A 15,217-nucleotide genomic window follows, 5' to 3' on the forward strand; every position below is an offset into this window, starting at 1 on the left:
TTAGAGCCGGGAAGACGATGCGATTGCTGAATTTCGAGGTCGGGCCGGACCAGCCGTTCTTTCTCATTGCCGGCCCCTGCGTCATCGAGAGCGAAGGCTTGAACATCGACGTCGCCGGCAAGCTCAAGGAGCTGACGGCGCGTTTGAACGTGCCGTTCATTTTCAAATCGTCCTTCGACAAGGCGAATCGTTCGTCCGTGAAGAGCTTCCGTGGCCCGGGCATGGAAGAGGGCCTGCGGATTCTGTCGGAAGTGAAGAAACAGCTCGGCGTGCCCGTGCTCACCGACGTTCACGAGGACACGCCGTTCGCGGAAGTGGCCTCGGTGGTCGATGTGATGCAGACGCCGGCGTTCCTGGCCCGCCAGACCAATTTCATCGTCAACGTCTGTTCGCACAATCGACCCGTGAACATCAAGAAGGGTCAGTTCCTGTCGCCCTGGGAAATGGGCAACGTGGTCGAGAAAGCCCGCTCCACGGGCAATGAACAGATCATGGTGTGCGAGCGCGGTTTTACGTTCGGTTACAACAATCTGGTTTCCGACATGCGCTCGCTGGCGGTGATGCGCGAGTTCGGCGCGCCGGTGGTGTTCGATGCGACTCATTCGGTGCAGCTGCCCGGTGGCAAAGGCACCTCGTCCGGTGGTCAGCGCGAGTTCGTGCCGGTGCTGGCGCGTGCCGCGGTGGCGGCGGGCGTCTCCGGGTTGTTCATGGAAACGCATCCGGATCCCGCCAAAGCGTTGTCCGATGGCCCGAATGCCTGGCCGCTGGCACGCATGGAAGCGTTGCTGACCACCCTGAAAGAATTAGACCAAGCCGTGAAGTCGCGGCCTTACGAGGAAAGTTTGTTATGAGCAAGATCGTCGACATCCGCGGCCGCGAGATCATCGATTCGCGCGGCAATCCGACCGTGGAGGCCGATGTTTATCTGGATTCCGGCGCCATGGGTCGTGCCGCGGTCCCGTCCGGTGCTTCGACCGGTGCGCGTGAAGCCATCGAACTGCGCGATGGCGATAAGTCGCGTTACCTCGGCAAGGGCGTGCTCAAGGCGGTCGGCAACGTCAATGGCGAGATCAAGAAGCTGCTGGTGGGCCGCGACGCCGGCGACCAGGCCGCGATCGACCAGGCCATGATCCAGCTCGACGGCACCGAGACCAAGTCACGGCTCGGCGCGAATGCGCTGCTCGCCGTCTCGATGGCCAACGCGCACGCCATGGCCAAGGAAACCAAACAATCGTTGTTCCGGCGCCTCGGCAGCTCCAAGACGCTGCCGGTGCCGATGATGAACATCATCAACGGCGGCGCGCACGCCGACAACAGCGTCGACATTCAGGAGTTCATGATTCTCCCGGTCGGCGCGCCGTCGCTGTCGGAAGCGTTGCGCTATGGCGCCGAGATCTTCCACACCCTCAAGAAAGTTCTGCACGAGCGCAAGCTCGCCACGTCGGTCGGCGACGAGGGCGGCTTCGCGCCGGACCTGCCGTCGAACGAAGCGGCGCTGGAAACCATTCTCGAAGCCATCGATCGCGCCGGCTACAAGGCCGGCAAGCAGATCTTCCTCGGCCTGGACGTGGCCAGCACGGAGTTCTTCAAGGACGGCGTCTATCACCTCGAGTCCGAGAATCGTCAATTCAATTCCTCGCAGTTCGCCGACTACCTCGAAGGCCTGGTGGGTCGCTATCCCATCGTCACCATCGAAGACGGCATGAGCGAGGACGACTGGGACGGCTGGAAGTTGCTGACCGATCGGCTCGGCAAGAGGGTGCAACTGGTCGGCGACGATCTGTTCGTCACCAACACCAGGTTCCTGAAGCAGGGCATCGAGAAGCACATCGCCAACGCCATCCTGATCAAGGTGAACCAGATCGGCACGTTGACCGAGACCATCGCCGCCATCGACATGGCGGTGGACGCGGGCTACGCGGCGGTCGTGTCGCATCGCTCGGGTGAGACTGAAGACGCGACCATCGCCGATATCGCCGTCGCGACCCGCGCCACGCAGATCAAGACGGGCTCGATGTCGCGTTCGGATCGCATCGCCAAGTACAACCAGCTGCTGCGCATCGAGGAGGAGCTGGGCGCCGAGGCGAAATACGCCGGCATCGAAGCGCTGCCGGTGCCGCTGCCTGGCATGTCGTGCTAAGTAACGACCCATGAAATTCCTTGCCGCCGGCCTGGTCCTCATCCTGGTGCTGTTGCAGTACCGGTTGTGGCTGGGCGACGGCGGTATGGGCGAGGTCCATCGGTTGCGCGCCGACATCGAGGTTCAGAAAGAACAGAACCGCGAGCTGAAGGAGCGCAATCGAACGCTGGCCGCGGAAGTGCAGGACCTGAAGAAGGGAACTGTCGCCATCGAGGAGCGGGCGCGCACCGATCTCGGTATGGTCGGTCGCGGCGAGACCTTCTATCAGGTGGTCGAAGCCAAACCGGTCGTCCAGCCCGCGCCGGCGCCGCCGAGTGAGCCGGAAGAAGAGAGCGGTGGCGGCAGCTCGCGCGGCAACAGTCCGGCCAGCGTCATTCAGGCCCGCTCGCCGAATAAAGACTAGCGACAAACTCGGGTACAGAATGTAACCGCGCCGCCTTTGGCAACTCGCCCGAGGGTCGCGGCAGCATGCCCGATCCCGAGTTTTGATGAGCACGTTTCTGAGGTTCTCGTTTGGATAGGAGATTCTGGGTCGTCGTGCCCGCGGCCGGCAGTGCCCGCCGTATGGGGGCCGCTGTGCCCAAACAATATCTGCCGCTGGCCGGCCGCACGGTGATCGAATGGTCGCTGGCGCCGTTCCTGGCGCACGCGCGTACGGCTGGCATCGTCGTGGCGTTGTCGGCGGACGATCAGCGCTGGTCGCAAACCACGCTCGCAGGCGATGCGAAGATCGCTACCACCATTGGTGGCTCGGAGCGCATGGACTCGGTGCTCGCCGGTTTGCGCGCGTTGCAGGGGCGCGCAGCGCCCGATGATTGGGTGCTGGTGCACGATGCCGCTCGGCCATGCCTGTCTGCAATCGATCTCGATCGTTTGCTGACTGAGCTGGACGGCGACGCGGCGGGTGGGCTGCTGGCCGCGCCCGTCGTCGATACATTGAAGCGCGCCGACGAAGGCGGGCGGGTTTCGCAAACAGTGGCGAGAGATAGACTCTGGCGGGCGCTGACGCCGCAGATGTTTCGCTACGTCGTCTTGCAGCGGGCCTTGGAGAATGCGCAGGCGAAAGCGGTCGCCGTCACCGACGAGGCGCAGGCGGTCGAGTCGCTGGGATTGCAACCCAAGCTGGTCGCGGGCGACGCGGACAATATCAAGATCACGTTGCCCGAGGATCTGTCGCGAGCCGAGCGCATTTTGAGATCACGGAGCGCACCATGACTTCACAACTTCGTATCGGGCAGGGGTACGACGTTCACGCCTTCACCGCCGGCGATCACGTCACGCTCGGTGGCGTAAAGATTCCTCATACGCACGGCATCCTCGCCCACTCGGATGGCGACGTGTTGTTACATGCGCTCTGCGACGCGTTGCTTGGCGCGGCCGGGCTCGGCGACATCGGCATGCACTTTCCCGATACCGAGGCGCGTTGGAAAGGTGCGGACAGTCGTGCGTTCGTGCGTCACGTTCGCGACCTGCTGAAGGTGAGCGACTTCGTGGTCGTGAACGTCGATACGACCGTCATTTGCGAAACGCCGCGTCTCGGCAAATATCGCGAGGCGATGCGCGCCAATATCGCCGCCGACCTCGGCATCAATATCACTCGTGTGAACATCAAAGCCACGACCAGCGAGAAAATGGGCTTCATCGGCCGCGCCGAAGGTCTCGCCTGTCAGGCCATTGCATTGATCGAGCATATCTCTGGATGAGTTTCGTCGACTTCATGACTCTGCCGTGCGCTCACGGTGGACCGGCCGGCAGTGCGCGCTTGCGTGTTACGCCTGAAGATTTCGTCGTGCGCGAATGGCTCGGCTTCGAGGCCGACGGCGAGGGCGATCATCTGCTGTTGAAAGTGCGCAAGCGCGGCGCGAACACGATGTGGGTCGCCAAGCAGCTCGCACGAATCGGCAAGATCCATCCGCGCGATGTCGGCTTCGCGGGCTTGAAAGATCGGGACGCGGTCGCGGAGCAGGCATTCACCGTGCCCGGGCGCTCAGCGGTTCCCAATTGGCTCGGTATTACTGGGGATGGCTTCGAAGTCATCGGTGCCGAGCGTACGCGTCGCAAGCTCAAGCGGGGCGCGTTGAAGGGCAATGATTTCGACATCGTGCTGCGTGAATTCTCAGGCGACCTGGCCGTGCTCGAGCAGCGGTTGCAAACGCTCGCGGTGGCGGGCACGCCCAACTATTTCGGACCGCAGCGCTTCGGTCACAACGGCTCCAACATCGCCAGCGCGCTCGCCTGGTTCGAGGGCGGTCCGGCGCCGGAGCGCGCGGAGCGGGGCTTTGCGCTATCGGCCGCGCGCTCGGTGATTTTCAATGCGGTGCTTGCCGAGCGCATCAACTCGGGCTCGTGGAATCGATTGCTCGACGGTGACGTCGTGAATCTGAACGGCAGCGGCAGCTTCTTTCTCGCCGAAACCGTCGACGACACGTTGCGTGACCGTTGCCAGCAACTCGACGTGCATCCGACCGGGCCGATGTGGCACGGGGATGATCTGCTATCGAAGGGCGCGACCGCGGCGCTGGAGCTGCGGACGGCTCAGAAATACGCCGTGCTCTCGGCGGGTTTGTCGAAGGCGCGATTGGAACCTGAACGCCGTCCGCTACGCGTGCCTGTACGTGAACTGAAATGGCGCATCGAAGGGGCGGACGTGCATCTGCAGTTTCGATTGCAGCGAGGCTCGTTCGCCACCGGCGTGCTTCACGAGCTGATCAGCAATGCGTTCCAGGCCGAGACGCCGGAAGCCGATGTTTAGAATGCTCTACCGACGTTTACTTCGTTCGCAGCAGCACGTAGACGGCGCCACTGCCGCCATCGACATGTCGGGCCGAGCCGAAGGCCTGGATGTTGTCGATCCGCTGCAGCCATTGATTGACGACGTTCTTCAGCACCGGACCGCGCGGTCCGGAGCCCCGGCCCTTGCCGTGAATGATGCGGACACAGCTGGAGCGCCGGTTCACCGCCTCGGTGAGGAATTCGCGCATGGCCGCTTTGGCCTCGGCGCCCGTCATGCCGTGGAGGTCGAGCTCGGCGTCGACCGTATAGTGACCCCGGCGCAGCTTGAGCAGAACCCCTTCGGGGATGTGCGGCCGGCGGAAGCTCAGCTCATCGCCAGTCGCGAGCATCGCCTCGTCACTGGGCGGCAGCAGGCTCTCCTTCAGGACCTCCTGCTGATCGGCACGCGTAAAGCGTGCGCGCGGCGGCGGTTTGGGCGCCGATGGCGGCCGCTTATCGGCATTTCGCAAGCGGCGCACGTCGCGCATCGCCTCGCGGAAGGTCAGATTGTCCTCGTCCCGATCGTCGCTCACCCGGTACTCCAGCGCTCGACTTGGCTCGCAATGAAGTTGAAGCGCGGATTCCAGTATAGTTCCGCGCCGCCAGCTTTCATGAATTCATGAAGATCCTTCTCAGCAATGACGACGGCTACCGCGCCGAGGGCCTGCGTGCCCTGGGTGAAGCGCTTGCGCCGCTCGCAGACATTACCGTGGTCGCGCCCGACCGCAACCGCAGCGGTGCCAGTAACTCACTGACGCTGGACATGCCCTTGCGCGTGCACCCGTTCGAGGAACGCAAATTCCTGGTCGTCAACGGCACGCCCACCGATTGCGTCCACCTGGCGGTCTCCGGACTGTTCGAGGGCGAGAGCGACTTCGACATGGTGGTCTCCGGGGTCAATGACGGAGCCAACCTGGGCGACGACGTGATCTATTCGGGTACGGTCGCCGCCGCCATCGAGGGCCGCTTCCTGGGTCTGCCGGCCATCGCGGTGTCGCTGGTCATGCAGCCGGACTCCGGCCGCCACTTCGAGACCGCGGCGCGCGTCGCCGCCGAGATGGTGATGCGCATTCAGCGTTCGCCGCTGCATCAGGCGACCATCCTGAACGTGAACGTGCCGGATGTTCCCTACGATCAGTTGCGGGGCTATCAAGCGACGCGCCTGGGTTTCCGGCATCGCTCCGATCCCATCGTGAAGATGGCCGACCCGCGTGGCCGTCCCGTGTATTGGGTCGGGCCCGCCGGCGGCAGTCAGGACTCGGGGCCGGGCACCGACTTCCATGCGGTCGCGAACAACTATGTGTCGGTGACGCCGTTGCAGATCGATCTCACACGTCATTCGATGCTCGAGGACATGAGCAACTGGCTGCGGGGACGCGCTGAATGAAGCCACCCGCGCCACCGAAGAACAACACCAGCAGTCGGGCCGGCATCGGCATGACATCGGCGCGCACCCGCGAACGTCTGGTGCAGCGGCTGCGCGATCAAGGCATCGTCAATGCAGCGGTGCTCGATCAGATTCGCAATGTGCCGCGTCATCTGTTCGTCGATGAAGCGCTCGCCACGCGTGCCTACGAAGATACCGCGCTGCCGATTGGCCACGGCCAGACGATCTCACAACCGTTCGTGGTCGCGCGCATGACCGAAGCGCTGATCGAAGCGGGCACGCCGGGCAAGGTGCTGGAGATCGGCACCGGCTGCGGTTATCAAACGGCGGTGATGTCGCCGCTGGTGCGATTCATCTACAGCATCGAACGCATCGGTGCCTTGCAGGAGCGCGCGCGGCAACGCTTGCGGGAACTGAATATCTCCAATGTCCATTTACGTCACGGCGACGGCTTTCAGGGCTGGAGCGGGCATGCGCCGTACGACGCCATTCTGATGGCGGCCGCGCCGCTCGCGATTCCGGATGTATTGTTTCAACAGCTGGCGCCGGGCGGTCGGCTGATCGCGCCGGTGGGGCCGGAGGGGCGCCAGCAACTGGTGCGTATCACTCGCCGCGTCGATGAACGTCGCGGCGACGAATTTCACAAGGAGACGCTGGGGTTGGTCAGTTTCGTGCCATTGCTCAAGGGTCTGAACTGATCAGGGGGCTCGCGCCGTGGTTGCTCGCGCTGGCCCTGCTGGCTGGTTGCGCGTCCACGCCGGAGCGGGGCGGGACCTACACCGTCAAGCGCGGCGACACCCTGTACTCCATCGCGTTTCGTCACAAGCTCGATTACAGGGATCTGGCGCGCTGGAACAACATCGGCCGGGATTATGTGATTTATCCGGGCCAGACGTTGCGCCTGTCCGCCTCGGGGAAGGGCAGTGCGCGAACCGCATCGTCGACACCCAGGGCGACGACTCCCGCCAGGAAAGCGCCGCCGGCGCCTCGACAGCCTGCGATCCCGACCGGGCCACCCGTGAAGTGGCAATGGCCGGTGAGCGGTGGAACAGCGACGCTCACTTCGCGTCCCAACGGCGGCCAGGGTCTGATGATCGCGGGAAAATCGGGTGACGACGTGCGCGCCGCCGGGCCGGGCCGCGTCGTGTACACGGGCTCCGGGCTGCTGGGTTACGGCCAGCTCATCATCGTTAAGCACAATGAAACGTACCTGAGTGCCTACGGACATTTGCAATCGGTGCTGATCCAGGAGGGCGACGCGGTCACGGCCGGGCAGCGCATCGCGACCATGGGCAACGGGCCGCAGGGCTCGCCGCAGCTGTATTTCGAGATCCGGATCAATGGCACGCCCGGCAATCCGTTGAGCTTGCTGCCGCAACGTTGAGGGAGAAACCGTCCCCCGACCCGTCTGGCCCGATGATTGCAGTCGAGATGACGGTTCGGCCCCTCGCACTTTCGCGAAGCGAACAATAGTTGCGCGATCCGCGATGGTGTGTCTAAATCCGCCCCCATTGTGAGTCGGCAATTCCGGACACCCTCACAGGGCGACCGGGAGAAGACGCGGGGGCGGAGGGGGATTCGAGGAAACAGCGCGAAGAAGAACAAAAGCAAAAGAAAAAGAATATTCCGTCAGGCGACGACTCCAGTGGAGCGGCCAGGCGAGTTGGGTCGAACGATCTTCAGTCCCTCGCGTCTTCTCCCGGTCACCTTGGTTTACAGGGTGACCGGGAGATGTTCTTCCTCTAGTTAGATTTTCTTGGTTCTAACTGTTTCTGAGCAACAGCGCCGCCACCACGGTGCGTCCCTCGCTTGCCAGGATGTTATAGGTGCGGCACGCCGCGCCGATCTCCATCACCTCGCAACCGATCCCCCGCGACATCACCGCGCCCAGCACTTCGGGCGCGGGAAATTCCTGTTTCGGTCCCGTGCCGATGATGATCACTTCCGGCTTCATCGCGATCGCCGCCTGCAGATCCTCGAGCGACAGCTCGGCGACGGTTTGCGGACGCCAGTCGCTGACCAGCCGATCCGCTGTCACCAGGCAGCTCGCCTGGAGCACGGTCTCGCCGATGCGGACCTCGCCGGGGGCGTAGGAGCGGATCATGTTGATGCCCGCAATTTTCTCGTCGGTCAGTTTCATTCGGCTACCATAGCGCAGGTCGTCGCCGCCGCGCAGAAGATGTTGAAGACGCTGACTTTGATCATTTCGGACTTGAATCCCTTACGCGCGGGGGACGAGCAAGGTGCCGCTGAATGGCTGCAACTCGCGCGTCTCGCCGGCCGCGGCTCGGTCAGCAAGCGAACGCTCGAGCCCCGTCAGGAGGCATTGCATGCGGCCGTCCTCGACGCACTTCAACTCCACGACGCTGCCGATAAGTACCCGAGTGCCGCGGTGATTCGCACGGGTCTCAGTGGTCAACGCGCCGACGGTTTCTGGCTGCGCGCCCAGCCTATACACTTCGCCGCGGGCCTGGATCGACTCACGACAGTTCCCTTGCGAGGGCCTGCACGCATGAGCGTGGCTGAACGCGAGTCGCTGACGCCGACGATCGTCGATCACCTGCAGTCCACCGGATTCGAGTTGCACGCCGGTGCCGAGGGTGAGTGGCTGCTAAGCAGTGAAGCGCCGTTGCAGGTGCAGACGGTCACGCCGGAGTTCGCCGCGGCAAATCCAGGCGAAGACATTCTGCCGCGCGGTCGCGATGCTGGCGGATTACGGCGCCTGATGACCGAGCTGCAAATGTTGTTACACGAGCATCCAGTCAATACGCAACGGCAGCGGCGAGGCTTGCCGGCGTTGAATGCGATCTGGATGCATGGGGAAGGAATGTTGAGTGACCCGAGCACCCACATCGATGCGCTGGCGTTGCCGGCCGCCTGCGGCGACGATGTTTATTTGCGTGGAATCTATCGTCTGCACGGCCGGCCTGTGAAAACGCGGCCTGCGGATGCAGCTGGGCTGCTGGCGCAAGTCAGCGGGCCGACGGTGGCAATGATCGATGTGACGAATGCAGCAGCGCTCGAGACGCAGTGGCTCGCGCCGCTGAGTCGCGCATTGATGAGCGGTGCGTTCTCCAATCTCACTGTGATGTTCGATACCTGGCGGGTCAGTGCCAATCGCGCGGCGTTGTTCAAGTTCTGGCGCGGTGATTTGCAGCCGGCGGATTGGGGCGCATGTTGAATCGCACTATTCGTCGCCGCGAGGCCGGTGGGTTGGCGGCACTGCCGGGCGATCTGCATCCGTTGCTGAAACGTTTGTATGCGAATCGCGGCATCAATGAAGCCGAAGATCTGGATCTGGGCCTGGCCCGTTTGATTCCGATCGGCCGGCTGGGCGGGATCGATGCTGCCGTCGCTTTGCTTTGCGAACATTTCCGTCGCGGCACCCGCATCGTGGTGGTCGGGGATTTCGATGCCGATGGCGCGACCAGCACGGCGCTGGTGGTGCGTCAGCTGCGACGGCTCGGCTTCAAACAAGTCGACTTCCTGGTGCCGAATCGTTTTGAGTATGGCTACGGCCTGACGCCGGAGATCGTGCAGCTGGCCGCGGCATCGAAGCCCGGGCTGATCGTCACCGTCGACAACGGCATCTCCAGTCACGCCGGCGTGGCGATGGCCACGTCGTTGGGCATCGAAACATTGATCACGGATCATCACCTCGCGCCCGCGACGGTGCCGGACGCGAATGCCATCGTGAACCCGAACGCGCCCGGCGATACGTTTCCGAGCAAGGCGTTGGCCGGTGTGGGCGTCGCGTTTTATCTGATGGCGGCGCTGACGCGTGCCATGCAGGAGCGCGGGCTTGCGACGAATCCGCCGGCGGTTGCTGAATTGCTCGATCTGGTCGCGCTCGGCACGGTGGCGGATCTGGTGCCGCTGGATAGAAACAATCGCGTGCTGGTGTATCAGGGGCTGCGTCGCATTCGCGCCGGCCGGTGTGCTGCCGGCATTCGTGCGCTGCTGGAAGCGGCGAACTGCATTCCCTCCAATGTGAACGCGGCGGATCTGGGCTATCAGATCGGCCCGCGCCTGAACGCGGCGGGGCGGCTCGACGACATGTCGATCGGCATTCAATGTTTGCTGACCGACGATCCGAACATGGCCCGCATGCTGGCCGCGCGGCTGACGCAGCTGAATACCGATCGCAAGGAGCTCGAGCTGCAGATGCAGCAGGAAGCGCTGATGGCGATCGCGGACATGCGGGCCGAAGATCCGCAGCTGCCGTTGGGCCTGTGTCTGTTCGATGAGTCGTGGCACCAGGGCGTGGTGGGATTGGTGGCCTCGCGCGTCAAGGAGCGGGTCAATCGTCCGGTCATCGCGCTGGCTCGCCAGGACGCGGATACGTTGAAGGGCTCGGCGCGTTCCATCTCCGGCGTTCACATTCGCGATGTGCTCGATGCGGTCGCGACTCGTCATCCCGGCTTGATCGAAAAGTTTGGCGGTCACGCGATGGCGGCGGGGCTGACCTTGCCGGCCGCAACGCTGGCGAAGTTCCAGGCCGAGTTCGACGCCGAGGTGCGTCGCTGGATGAGCATCGACGACACCATCGGCATCGTGCATTCCGACGGCAGCCTGCAGCAGGAGGAGTTGACGCTCGATGTCGCGCGGCTGTTGCAGCAGGCCGGGCCGTGGGGCCAGAACTTTCCCGAGCCGATGTTCGATGGCTGTTTCGAGGTGCGCAACGTGCGCATCCTCGGCGAGCGGCATTTGAAGCTGGAGGTGCGCAGCGTGTCGGGCGACGGCCCGCTCAAGAGCTCGACCAGCTGCGAGGCCATCGCCTTCCGCCATTTCGATCACGACGATGCGCCGCACGTCGAGCCCGAGTCGCGGGTCGAGCTGGCCTACCGCCTGGACGTGAACCGATTCAACGGCTCGGAGCGCCTGCAGCTGGTCGTGGAGTATTTGCGGGTCCTTTGAGGGCCGGTTTTTGTTAGGATCGCCGTCCCGCAATTGAATTGCCCGCGACTGACGCCACGCCCCCGACATGGAAACCAATCCCATCCGCCGTTCCATCGAAGACCTCACCGAGCGCAGCGGGGCGCTCAGGAGGTTTCTTTGACTACGACACCAAGGCCGAACGACTCACGGAAGTAAGCCGCGAGCTGGAAGATCCTGCCATCTGGAACACGCCGGACCGCGCCCAGGAGCTGGGCAAGGAACGCGCGCGTCTGGAGCAGATCGTGGCTACGCTGGATAAGGCTACCCATGGCCTGAGGGACGCCGAAGAGCTGCTGGAGATGGCGATCGCCGAGAACGATCCGTCGACGGTGGCGGACGTGGAGCGCGACCTCGCCGGCATCGATGCGCACCTGAAGAAGCTGGAATTCCAGCGCATGTTTCCGGGCGAGATGGATCCGCACAGCTGCTTCCTGGACATCCAGGCCGGCGCCGGCGGCACCGAGGCGCAGGATTGGGCGCAGATGCTCATGCGCATGTACCTGCGCTGGGGCGATCAACGCGGTTTCAAGACCGAGGTGGAAGAGGTGAGCGACGGCGAAGTCGCCGGCATCAAGAGCTGCACCATCAACTTCAGCGGCGAGTATGCCTACGGCTGGCTGCGCACCGAGACCGGTGTGCATCGCCTGGTTCGCAAGTCGCCGTTCGATTCCAACGCGCGGCGGCACACGTCGTTCGCGTCCGTGTTCGTTTCGCCGGAAATCGACGATGACATCAACATCGCCATCAACCCGGCCGACCTGAAGACCGACGTGTACCGCTCGAGCGGCGCCGGCGGTCAGCACGTCAACAAGACCGAATCGGCCGTGCGTATCACGCACATGCCCACCGGCATCGTGGTGGCCTGTCAGGCCGAGCGCAGCCAGCACAAGAATCGCGACAAGGCGATGAAGATGCTGAAGGCCAAGCTGTACGAGCTGGAAGTGAACAAGCGCAACGCCGCCGCCAAGGTGCTGGAAGACTCCAAGTCCGACGTGAGCTGGGGCAATCAGATCCGTTCCTACGTGCTCGATCAGTCGCGCATCAAGGATCTGCGCACCAACGTCGAAATCGGCGCCACCGACAAGGTGCTGGACGGCGATCTCGATCCGTTCCTGGAAGCGAGCCTGAAGCAGGGTCTGTAAAACATGTCTGAAAATACCAAGGCCCCGAACGCACCGGCCGCCGAGGCGGTCGATGAGAACAAGCTGATCGCCGAACGGCGCGGCAAGCTCGACAAGCTGCGCGGCCCGGGCGCCAACGGCTTCCCCAACGATTTTCGTCGTGACGCGCTCGCCGATCAGTTGCTGACCGCCTATGGCGATCGCGAGCCGGCGTGGTTCGACCAGAACACGGTGCGTGTGAAGGTTGGCGGCCGCATGATGACCAAGCGCGTCATGGGCAAGGCCAGCTTCGCCAAGATCGCCGATCGCACCGGTGAGATTCAGTTGTTCCTGCAGAGCGCCGCCATCGGCGCGGCCTACGAGGAGTTCAAGGGCTGGGACGTGGGCGACGTGGTCGGCGCCGAAGGCACGCTGTTCATCACCAAGACCGGTGAGCTGTCGGTCAAGGTCGAGAAGCTGCGCTTGCTGGTGAAGTCGCTGCGGCCGCTGCCGGACAAGTGGCACGGCCTGTCGGATCAGGAGACGCGCTACCGGCAGCGTTACGTCGATCTGATCGTCAGCCCGGAGAGCCGGCAGACGTTTCGGACGCGCACGCGGCTGGTGAAGTATCTGCGCGACTTCCTCGACGCCATGGACTTCCTCGAAGTCGAAACGCCGATGATGCAGGCGATCGCCGGCGGCGCGGTGGCGCGGCCGTTCGTCACGCATCACAACCAGCTCGATATCGATTTGTATCTGCGCATCGCACCGGAGCTTTATCTGAAGCGTCTGGTGGTCGGCGGTTTCGAGCGGGTGTACGAGATCAATCGCAACTTCCGCAACGAGGGCGTGTCGACCCGGCACAACCCCGAGTTCACCATGCTGGAGTTGTATCAGGCGTACGCGGACTACACCGATCTGATGAATCTGGTGGAGCGGATGTGCCAGGGCCTGTGCGACACCCTCCTCGGCAAGCGTCAGATCGAATATCAGGGCGAGGTGTTCGACTTCGGTCAGCCGTTCCGTCGCGTGACGGTCGAGGACCTGGTCGTGCATTTCAATCCGGGCATCGAGCGTTCCAGGTTGCGTGATCTGGACTACCTGCGCGCTCACTGCGACAAGATCGGCGTGCCGTACGGGCAGGGCGACGGTCCGGGCAAGCTGCAGATCGAAATCTTCGAGAAGACCGCCGAGCACCGGCTGCTGGCGCCGACGTTTGTTTACGGCTATCCGACCGAGGTGTCGCCGCTGTCCCGCCGGAACGATTCGGATCCGTTCATCACGGACCGCTTCGAGTTCTTCATCGGCGGACGGGAGATCGCCAACGGCTTCTCCGAGCTGAACGATCCCGAAGATCAGGCGCAGCGTTTCAAGGATCAGCTGGCGCGCAAGACGGCGGGCGACGAAGAGGCCATGCAGTACGACGCCGATTACATTCGCGCGTTGGAGTATGGCTTGCCGCCCACGGCGGGCTTGGGCATCGGTATCGATCGGTTGGTGATGTTGTTCACCAACTCACCTTCGATTCGCGACGTGCTCCTGTTCCCGTACATGCGGCCGGAAACTTAAGCCGGAAGACCCACCCCCTGGCCCATACACGTGCCCCAATTTTTTTAAAAACTAATTCTTCCCAGAAGAGGCAAGCGCTGTCCTGGTCCTATCCGACGGCGTAGGGCAGAGGCTGCCGTGTAAGCGGCGCCGTTTGGCCATCGATATGCAACGGCGCGTCGAGTTGCGCCAGGCTGATGACCGCAAGGATGTCACATCCATCCTCGGTGGCGACGGCATCAACGATGTCGCCAGCGTGTTGCTCACCAGCCAACACGCGCGTGCCAGGGGCCGGCGCCGGGCCGGCGCTGTGAAAAAGAAACATGCGTCGTTTGACGGCGCCGCGGAAGTGGGCGCGGGCGATGATTTCCTGGCCGGTGTAACAGCCTTTCTCGAAATTGATGCCGCCGAGCAGATCGATGTTCAGCATCTGCGCGACGAAGGCTTCGTGCGTCTCTGGATAAACCTGCGGCAGGCCTGCGCGCACCTGTGACATATGCCAGCGATGCTCGCGCGCGGGATCGGCTGGAGCGGAGCCGGTGCCGAGGACCAGCACATCGTCCAGACCGGGCAATGTGAAATAGCTCACACCATTGATCTCACGATGCGAGCCGGTCTCCGTCAAAGTCACATCCGCGGGCAGGGCAGCGCGAGGGATGACGCCGACCTGCAAGTGTTTCGCAGCTTCGATCTTTGCCTTGGCCCGCAGCACATATTTGCGTAGGCGCACCACCGTCGCATCGACCAGCGAAGCGGGCAACACCAATGCAATGCCTTCGGCGCGCTCCAGCATCCAAAACACCGCCTGCACCCGCCCCTGCGGGGAATTGCAGCAGGCCAGCTGCGCCTGATTCGGGTTGAGCTTGTCCAGATCGGCCGTCAGCTGACCTTGCAAATAAACGCGCGCGTCGGCGCCGCTGACCATGATCGCGGCGAGCGCTGTCAGGGGGCCGATGCCCGGAATCGGGGTGCCGGCAGCCACGGCCGGGGCGGAAATGGGGGCAGACATTCGTGAAATCCGAAATCAAGCCTCGTCACAAACGAAAAGCGCACCGTTCCGGGCCAGGGGTGCTTCTGGCACACTACCGGCCGTTCGAACGGTCACCGCCATCATCGTCCGGTTCAATGGCAGATACAAATTCGCGGCCAGATTCACCGCCCGAGGCTGACAGCCCCGAGCCGGTGGTTGCAACGGCCACCGATACAGGGACCGGGCCGCGCCCAGCGGGTTCCGCGATTCCCAAAGAAATCGGCGGCCGTGACGGGCCGGAGCCGACGCGTTTCGGCGATTGGGAAAAGTCCGGCCGTTGCATCGATTTTTGAATTCCATCC

At 63.4% G+C, this 15,217-nt stretch carries 17 protein-coding genes; 14 read left to right on the forward strand and 3 right to left on the reverse strand.

All coding sequences use genetic code 11. The features are described from left to right. Nucleotides 1-17 precede the first annotated feature (17 nt). The 6 genes from kdsA to truD all read left to right on the forward strand — a co-directional run bounded on the left by kdsA (nucleotide 18) and on the right by truD (nucleotide 4,892). Complete coding sequence (gene kdsA / locus EKO19_RS22350; RefSeq protein ID WP_129778716.1) at nucleotides 18-851, forward strand: 3-deoxy-8-phosphooctulonate synthase; 834 nt, start codon at nucleotides 18-20, stop codon at nucleotides 849-851. Then, the gene (eno, locus tag EKO19_RS22355) at nucleotides 848-2,140 is read left to right on the forward strand and encodes a phosphopyruvate hydratase (RefSeq protein ID WP_129778717.1); all 1,293 of its coding nucleotides are present in this window, start codon (nucleotides 848-850) and stop codon (nucleotides 2,138-2,140) included. Before kdsA ends, eno begins: the two co-directional genes overlap by 4 nt. A gap of 10 nt (nucleotides 2,141-2,150) precedes the next feature. Next, on the forward strand, nucleotides 2,151-2,543 hold the full coding sequence (ftsB, locus tag EKO19_RS22360) for a cell division protein FtsB (protein WP_129778718.1): 393 nt from the start codon (nucleotides 2,151-2,153) through the stop codon (nucleotides 2,541-2,543). 110 nt (nucleotides 2,544-2,653) lie between these two features. Beyond that, on the forward strand, nucleotides 2,654-3,355 hold the full coding sequence (gene ispD, locus EKO19_RS22365) for a 2-C-methyl-D-erythritol 4-phosphate cytidylyltransferase (protein WP_129778719.1): 702 nt from the start codon (nucleotides 2,654-2,656) through the stop codon (nucleotides 3,353-3,355). Further along, the gene (gene ispF, locus EKO19_RS22370; RefSeq protein ID WP_129778720.1) at nucleotides 3,352-3,843 is read left to right on the forward strand and encodes a 2-C-methyl-D-erythritol 2,4-cyclodiphosphate synthase; all 492 of its coding nucleotides are present in this window, start codon (nucleotides 3,352-3,354) and stop codon (nucleotides 3,841-3,843) included. The genes ispD and ispF overlap by 4 nt, the downstream gene beginning before the upstream one ends. Continuing rightward, nucleotides 3,840-4,892, forward strand: a complete 1,053-nt coding sequence (gene truD, locus EKO19_RS22375) for a tRNA pseudouridine(13) synthase TruD (protein WP_217705521.1) — start codon at nucleotides 3,840-3,842, stop codon at nucleotides 4,890-4,892. Before ispF ends, truD begins: the two co-directional genes overlap by 4 nt. A 16-nt stretch (nucleotides 4,893-4,908) precedes the next feature. On the opposite strand, the gene EKO19_RS22380 is transcribed toward truD, so the two are convergent. Continuing rightward, on the reverse strand, nucleotides 4,909-5,445 hold the full coding sequence (locus EKO19_RS22380; RefSeq protein WP_217705522.1) for a Smr/MutS family protein: 537 nt from the start codon (nucleotides 5,443-5,445) through the stop codon (nucleotides 4,909-4,911). Between the two features lie 86 nt (nucleotides 5,446-5,531). Here EKO19_RS22380 and surE point away from each other — a divergent pair, with 86 nt between their 5' ends. The 3 genes from surE to EKO19_RS22395 are packed head-to-tail and all read left to right on the forward strand — an operon-like array spanning nucleotide 5,532 to nucleotide 7,683. Then, entirely contained in the window at nucleotides 5,532-6,299 is a 768-nt protein-coding gene (surE, locus tag EKO19_RS22385; protein WP_129778722.1) for a 5'/3'-nucleotidase SurE, read from the forward strand. Then, the gene (locus tag EKO19_RS22390) at nucleotides 6,296-6,997 is read left to right on the forward strand and encodes a protein-L-isoaspartate(D-aspartate) O-methyltransferase (RefSeq protein ID WP_129778724.1); all 702 of its coding nucleotides are present in this window, start codon (nucleotides 6,296-6,298) and stop codon (nucleotides 6,995-6,997) included. Before surE ends, EKO19_RS22390 begins: the two co-directional genes overlap by 4 nt. Before the next feature lie 20 nt (nucleotides 6,998-7,017). Next, nucleotides 7,018-7,683, forward strand: a complete 666-nt coding sequence (locus EKO19_RS22395; protein ID WP_217705523.1) for a peptidoglycan DD-metalloendopeptidase family protein — start codon at nucleotides 7,018-7,020, stop codon at nucleotides 7,681-7,683. Nucleotides 7,684-8,061: 378 nt separating this feature from the next. Here the strand turns inward: EKO19_RS22395 and EKO19_RS22400 are convergent, their stop codons facing one another. Continuing rightward, complete coding sequence (locus EKO19_RS22400) at nucleotides 8,062-8,439, reverse strand: Mth938-like domain-containing protein (protein WP_129778728.1); 378 nt, start codon at nucleotides 8,437-8,439, stop codon at nucleotides 8,062-8,064. 39 nt (nucleotides 8,440-8,478) lie between these two features. Here EKO19_RS22400 and EKO19_RS22405 point away from each other — a divergent pair, with 39 nt between their 5' ends. The 4 genes from EKO19_RS22405 (at nucleotide 8,479) to lysS (ending at nucleotide 13,906) form a co-directional block, all read left to right on the forward strand. Further along, nucleotides 8,479-9,480, forward strand: a complete 1,002-nt coding sequence (locus tag EKO19_RS22405) for a hypothetical protein (protein ID WP_129778730.1) — start codon at nucleotides 8,479-8,481, stop codon at nucleotides 9,478-9,480. After that, nucleotides 9,474-11,216 (forward strand): single-stranded-DNA-specific exonuclease RecJ, encoded by a 1,743-nt coding sequence (gene recJ / locus EKO19_RS22410; RefSeq protein ID WP_129778732.1) that lies wholly within the window; start codon nucleotides 9,474-9,476, stop codon nucleotides 11,214-11,216. The genes EKO19_RS22405 and recJ overlap by 7 nt, the downstream gene beginning before the upstream one ends. A 67-nt stretch (nucleotides 11,217-11,283) precedes the next feature. Beyond that, a protein-coding gene (prfB, locus tag EKO19_RS22415; RefSeq protein WP_129778734.1) for a peptide chain release factor 2 occupies nucleotides 11,284-12,379 on the forward strand; the annotation gives its coding sequence in 2 pieces (ribosomal slippage) (nucleotides 11,284-11,346 and nucleotides 11,348-12,379; 1,095 coding nt in all). Between the two features lie 3 nt (nucleotides 12,380-12,382). Continuing rightward, nucleotides 12,383-13,906 carry a lysine--tRNA ligase gene (gene lysS / locus EKO19_RS22420; RefSeq protein WP_129778736.1) on the forward strand — a complete coding sequence of 508 codons (1,524 nt, stop codon included), beginning with the start codon at nucleotides 12,383-12,385 and terminating at the stop codon, nucleotides 13,904-13,906. 88 nt (nucleotides 13,907-13,994) lie between these two features. Here lysS and ygfZ read toward each other — a convergent pair whose 3' ends face one another. Further along, a complete protein-coding gene (ygfZ, locus tag EKO19_RS22425) occupies nucleotides 13,995-14,894 on the reverse strand; it encodes a CAF17-like 4Fe-4S cluster assembly/insertion protein YgfZ (RefSeq protein WP_129778738.1) in 900 nt (299 codons plus the stop codon). 116 nt (nucleotides 14,895-15,010) lie between these two features. Here ygfZ and EKO19_RS39985 point away from each other — a divergent pair, with 116 nt between their 5' ends. After that, on the forward strand, nucleotides 15,011-15,208 hold the full coding sequence (locus EKO19_RS39985; RefSeq protein ID WP_129780214.1) for a DUF1674 domain-containing protein: 198 nt from the start codon (nucleotides 15,011-15,013) through the stop codon (nucleotides 15,206-15,208). The last annotated feature ends 9 nt before the right edge of the window (nucleotides 15,209-15,217 follow it).

Source organism: Peristeroidobacter soli (assembly GCF_004138485.1).
Lineage (GTDB): Bacteria > Pseudomonadota > Gammaproteobacteria > Steroidobacterales > Steroidobacteraceae > Steroidobacter > Steroidobacter soli.

What these genes read in the sequence shown, in the direction of transcription:
- eno (WP_129778717.1), top strand. Translation starts at nt 848, where the DNA reads ATGAGCAAGATCGTCGACATCCGCGGCCGCGAGATCATCGATTCGCGC.
- EKO19_RS39985 (WP_129780214.1), top strand. Translation starts at nt 15,011, where the DNA reads ATGGCAGATACAAATTCGCGGCCAGATTCACCGCCCGAGGCTGACAGC.
- truD (WP_217705521.1), top strand. Translation starts at nt 3,840, where the DNA reads ATGAGTTTCGTCGACTTCATGACTCTGCCGTGCGCTCACGGTGGACCG.
- ftsB (WP_129778718.1), top strand. Translation starts at nt 2,151, where the DNA reads ATGAAATTCCTTGCCGCCGGCCTGGTCCTCATCCTGGTGCTGTTGCAG.
- ygfZ (WP_129778738.1), bottom strand. Translation starts at nt 14,894, where the DNA reads ATGTCTGCCCCCATTTCCGCCCCGGCCGTGGCTGCCGGCACCCCGATT.
- ispF (WP_129778720.1), top strand. Translation starts at nt 3,352, where the DNA reads ATGACTTCACAACTTCGTATCGGGCAGGGGTACGACGTTCACGCCTTC.
- kdsA (WP_129778716.1), top strand. Translation starts at nt 18, where the DNA reads ATGCGATTGCTGAATTTCGAGGTCGGGCCGGACCAGCCGTTCTTTCTC.
- EKO19_RS22405 (WP_129778730.1), top strand. Translation starts at nt 8,479, where the DNA reads ATGTTGAAGACGCTGACTTTGATCATTTCGGACTTGAATCCCTTACGC.
- EKO19_RS22400 (WP_129778728.1), bottom strand. Translation starts at nt 8,439, where the DNA reads ATGAAACTGACCGACGAGAAAATTGCGGGCATCAACATGATCCGCTCC.
- lysS (WP_129778736.1), top strand. Translation starts at nt 12,383, where the DNA reads ATGTCTGAAAATACCAAGGCCCCGAACGCACCGGCCGCCGAGGCGGTC.
- EKO19_RS22390 (WP_129778724.1), top strand. Translation starts at nt 6,296, where the DNA reads ATGAAGCCACCCGCGCCACCGAAGAACAACACCAGCAGTCGGGCCGGC.
- recJ (WP_129778732.1), top strand. Translation starts at nt 9,474, where the DNA reads ATGTTGAATCGCACTATTCGTCGCCGCGAGGCCGGTGGGTTGGCGGCA.
- surE (WP_129778722.1), top strand. Translation starts at nt 5,532, where the DNA reads ATGAAGATCCTTCTCAGCAATGACGACGGCTACCGCGCCGAGGGCCTG.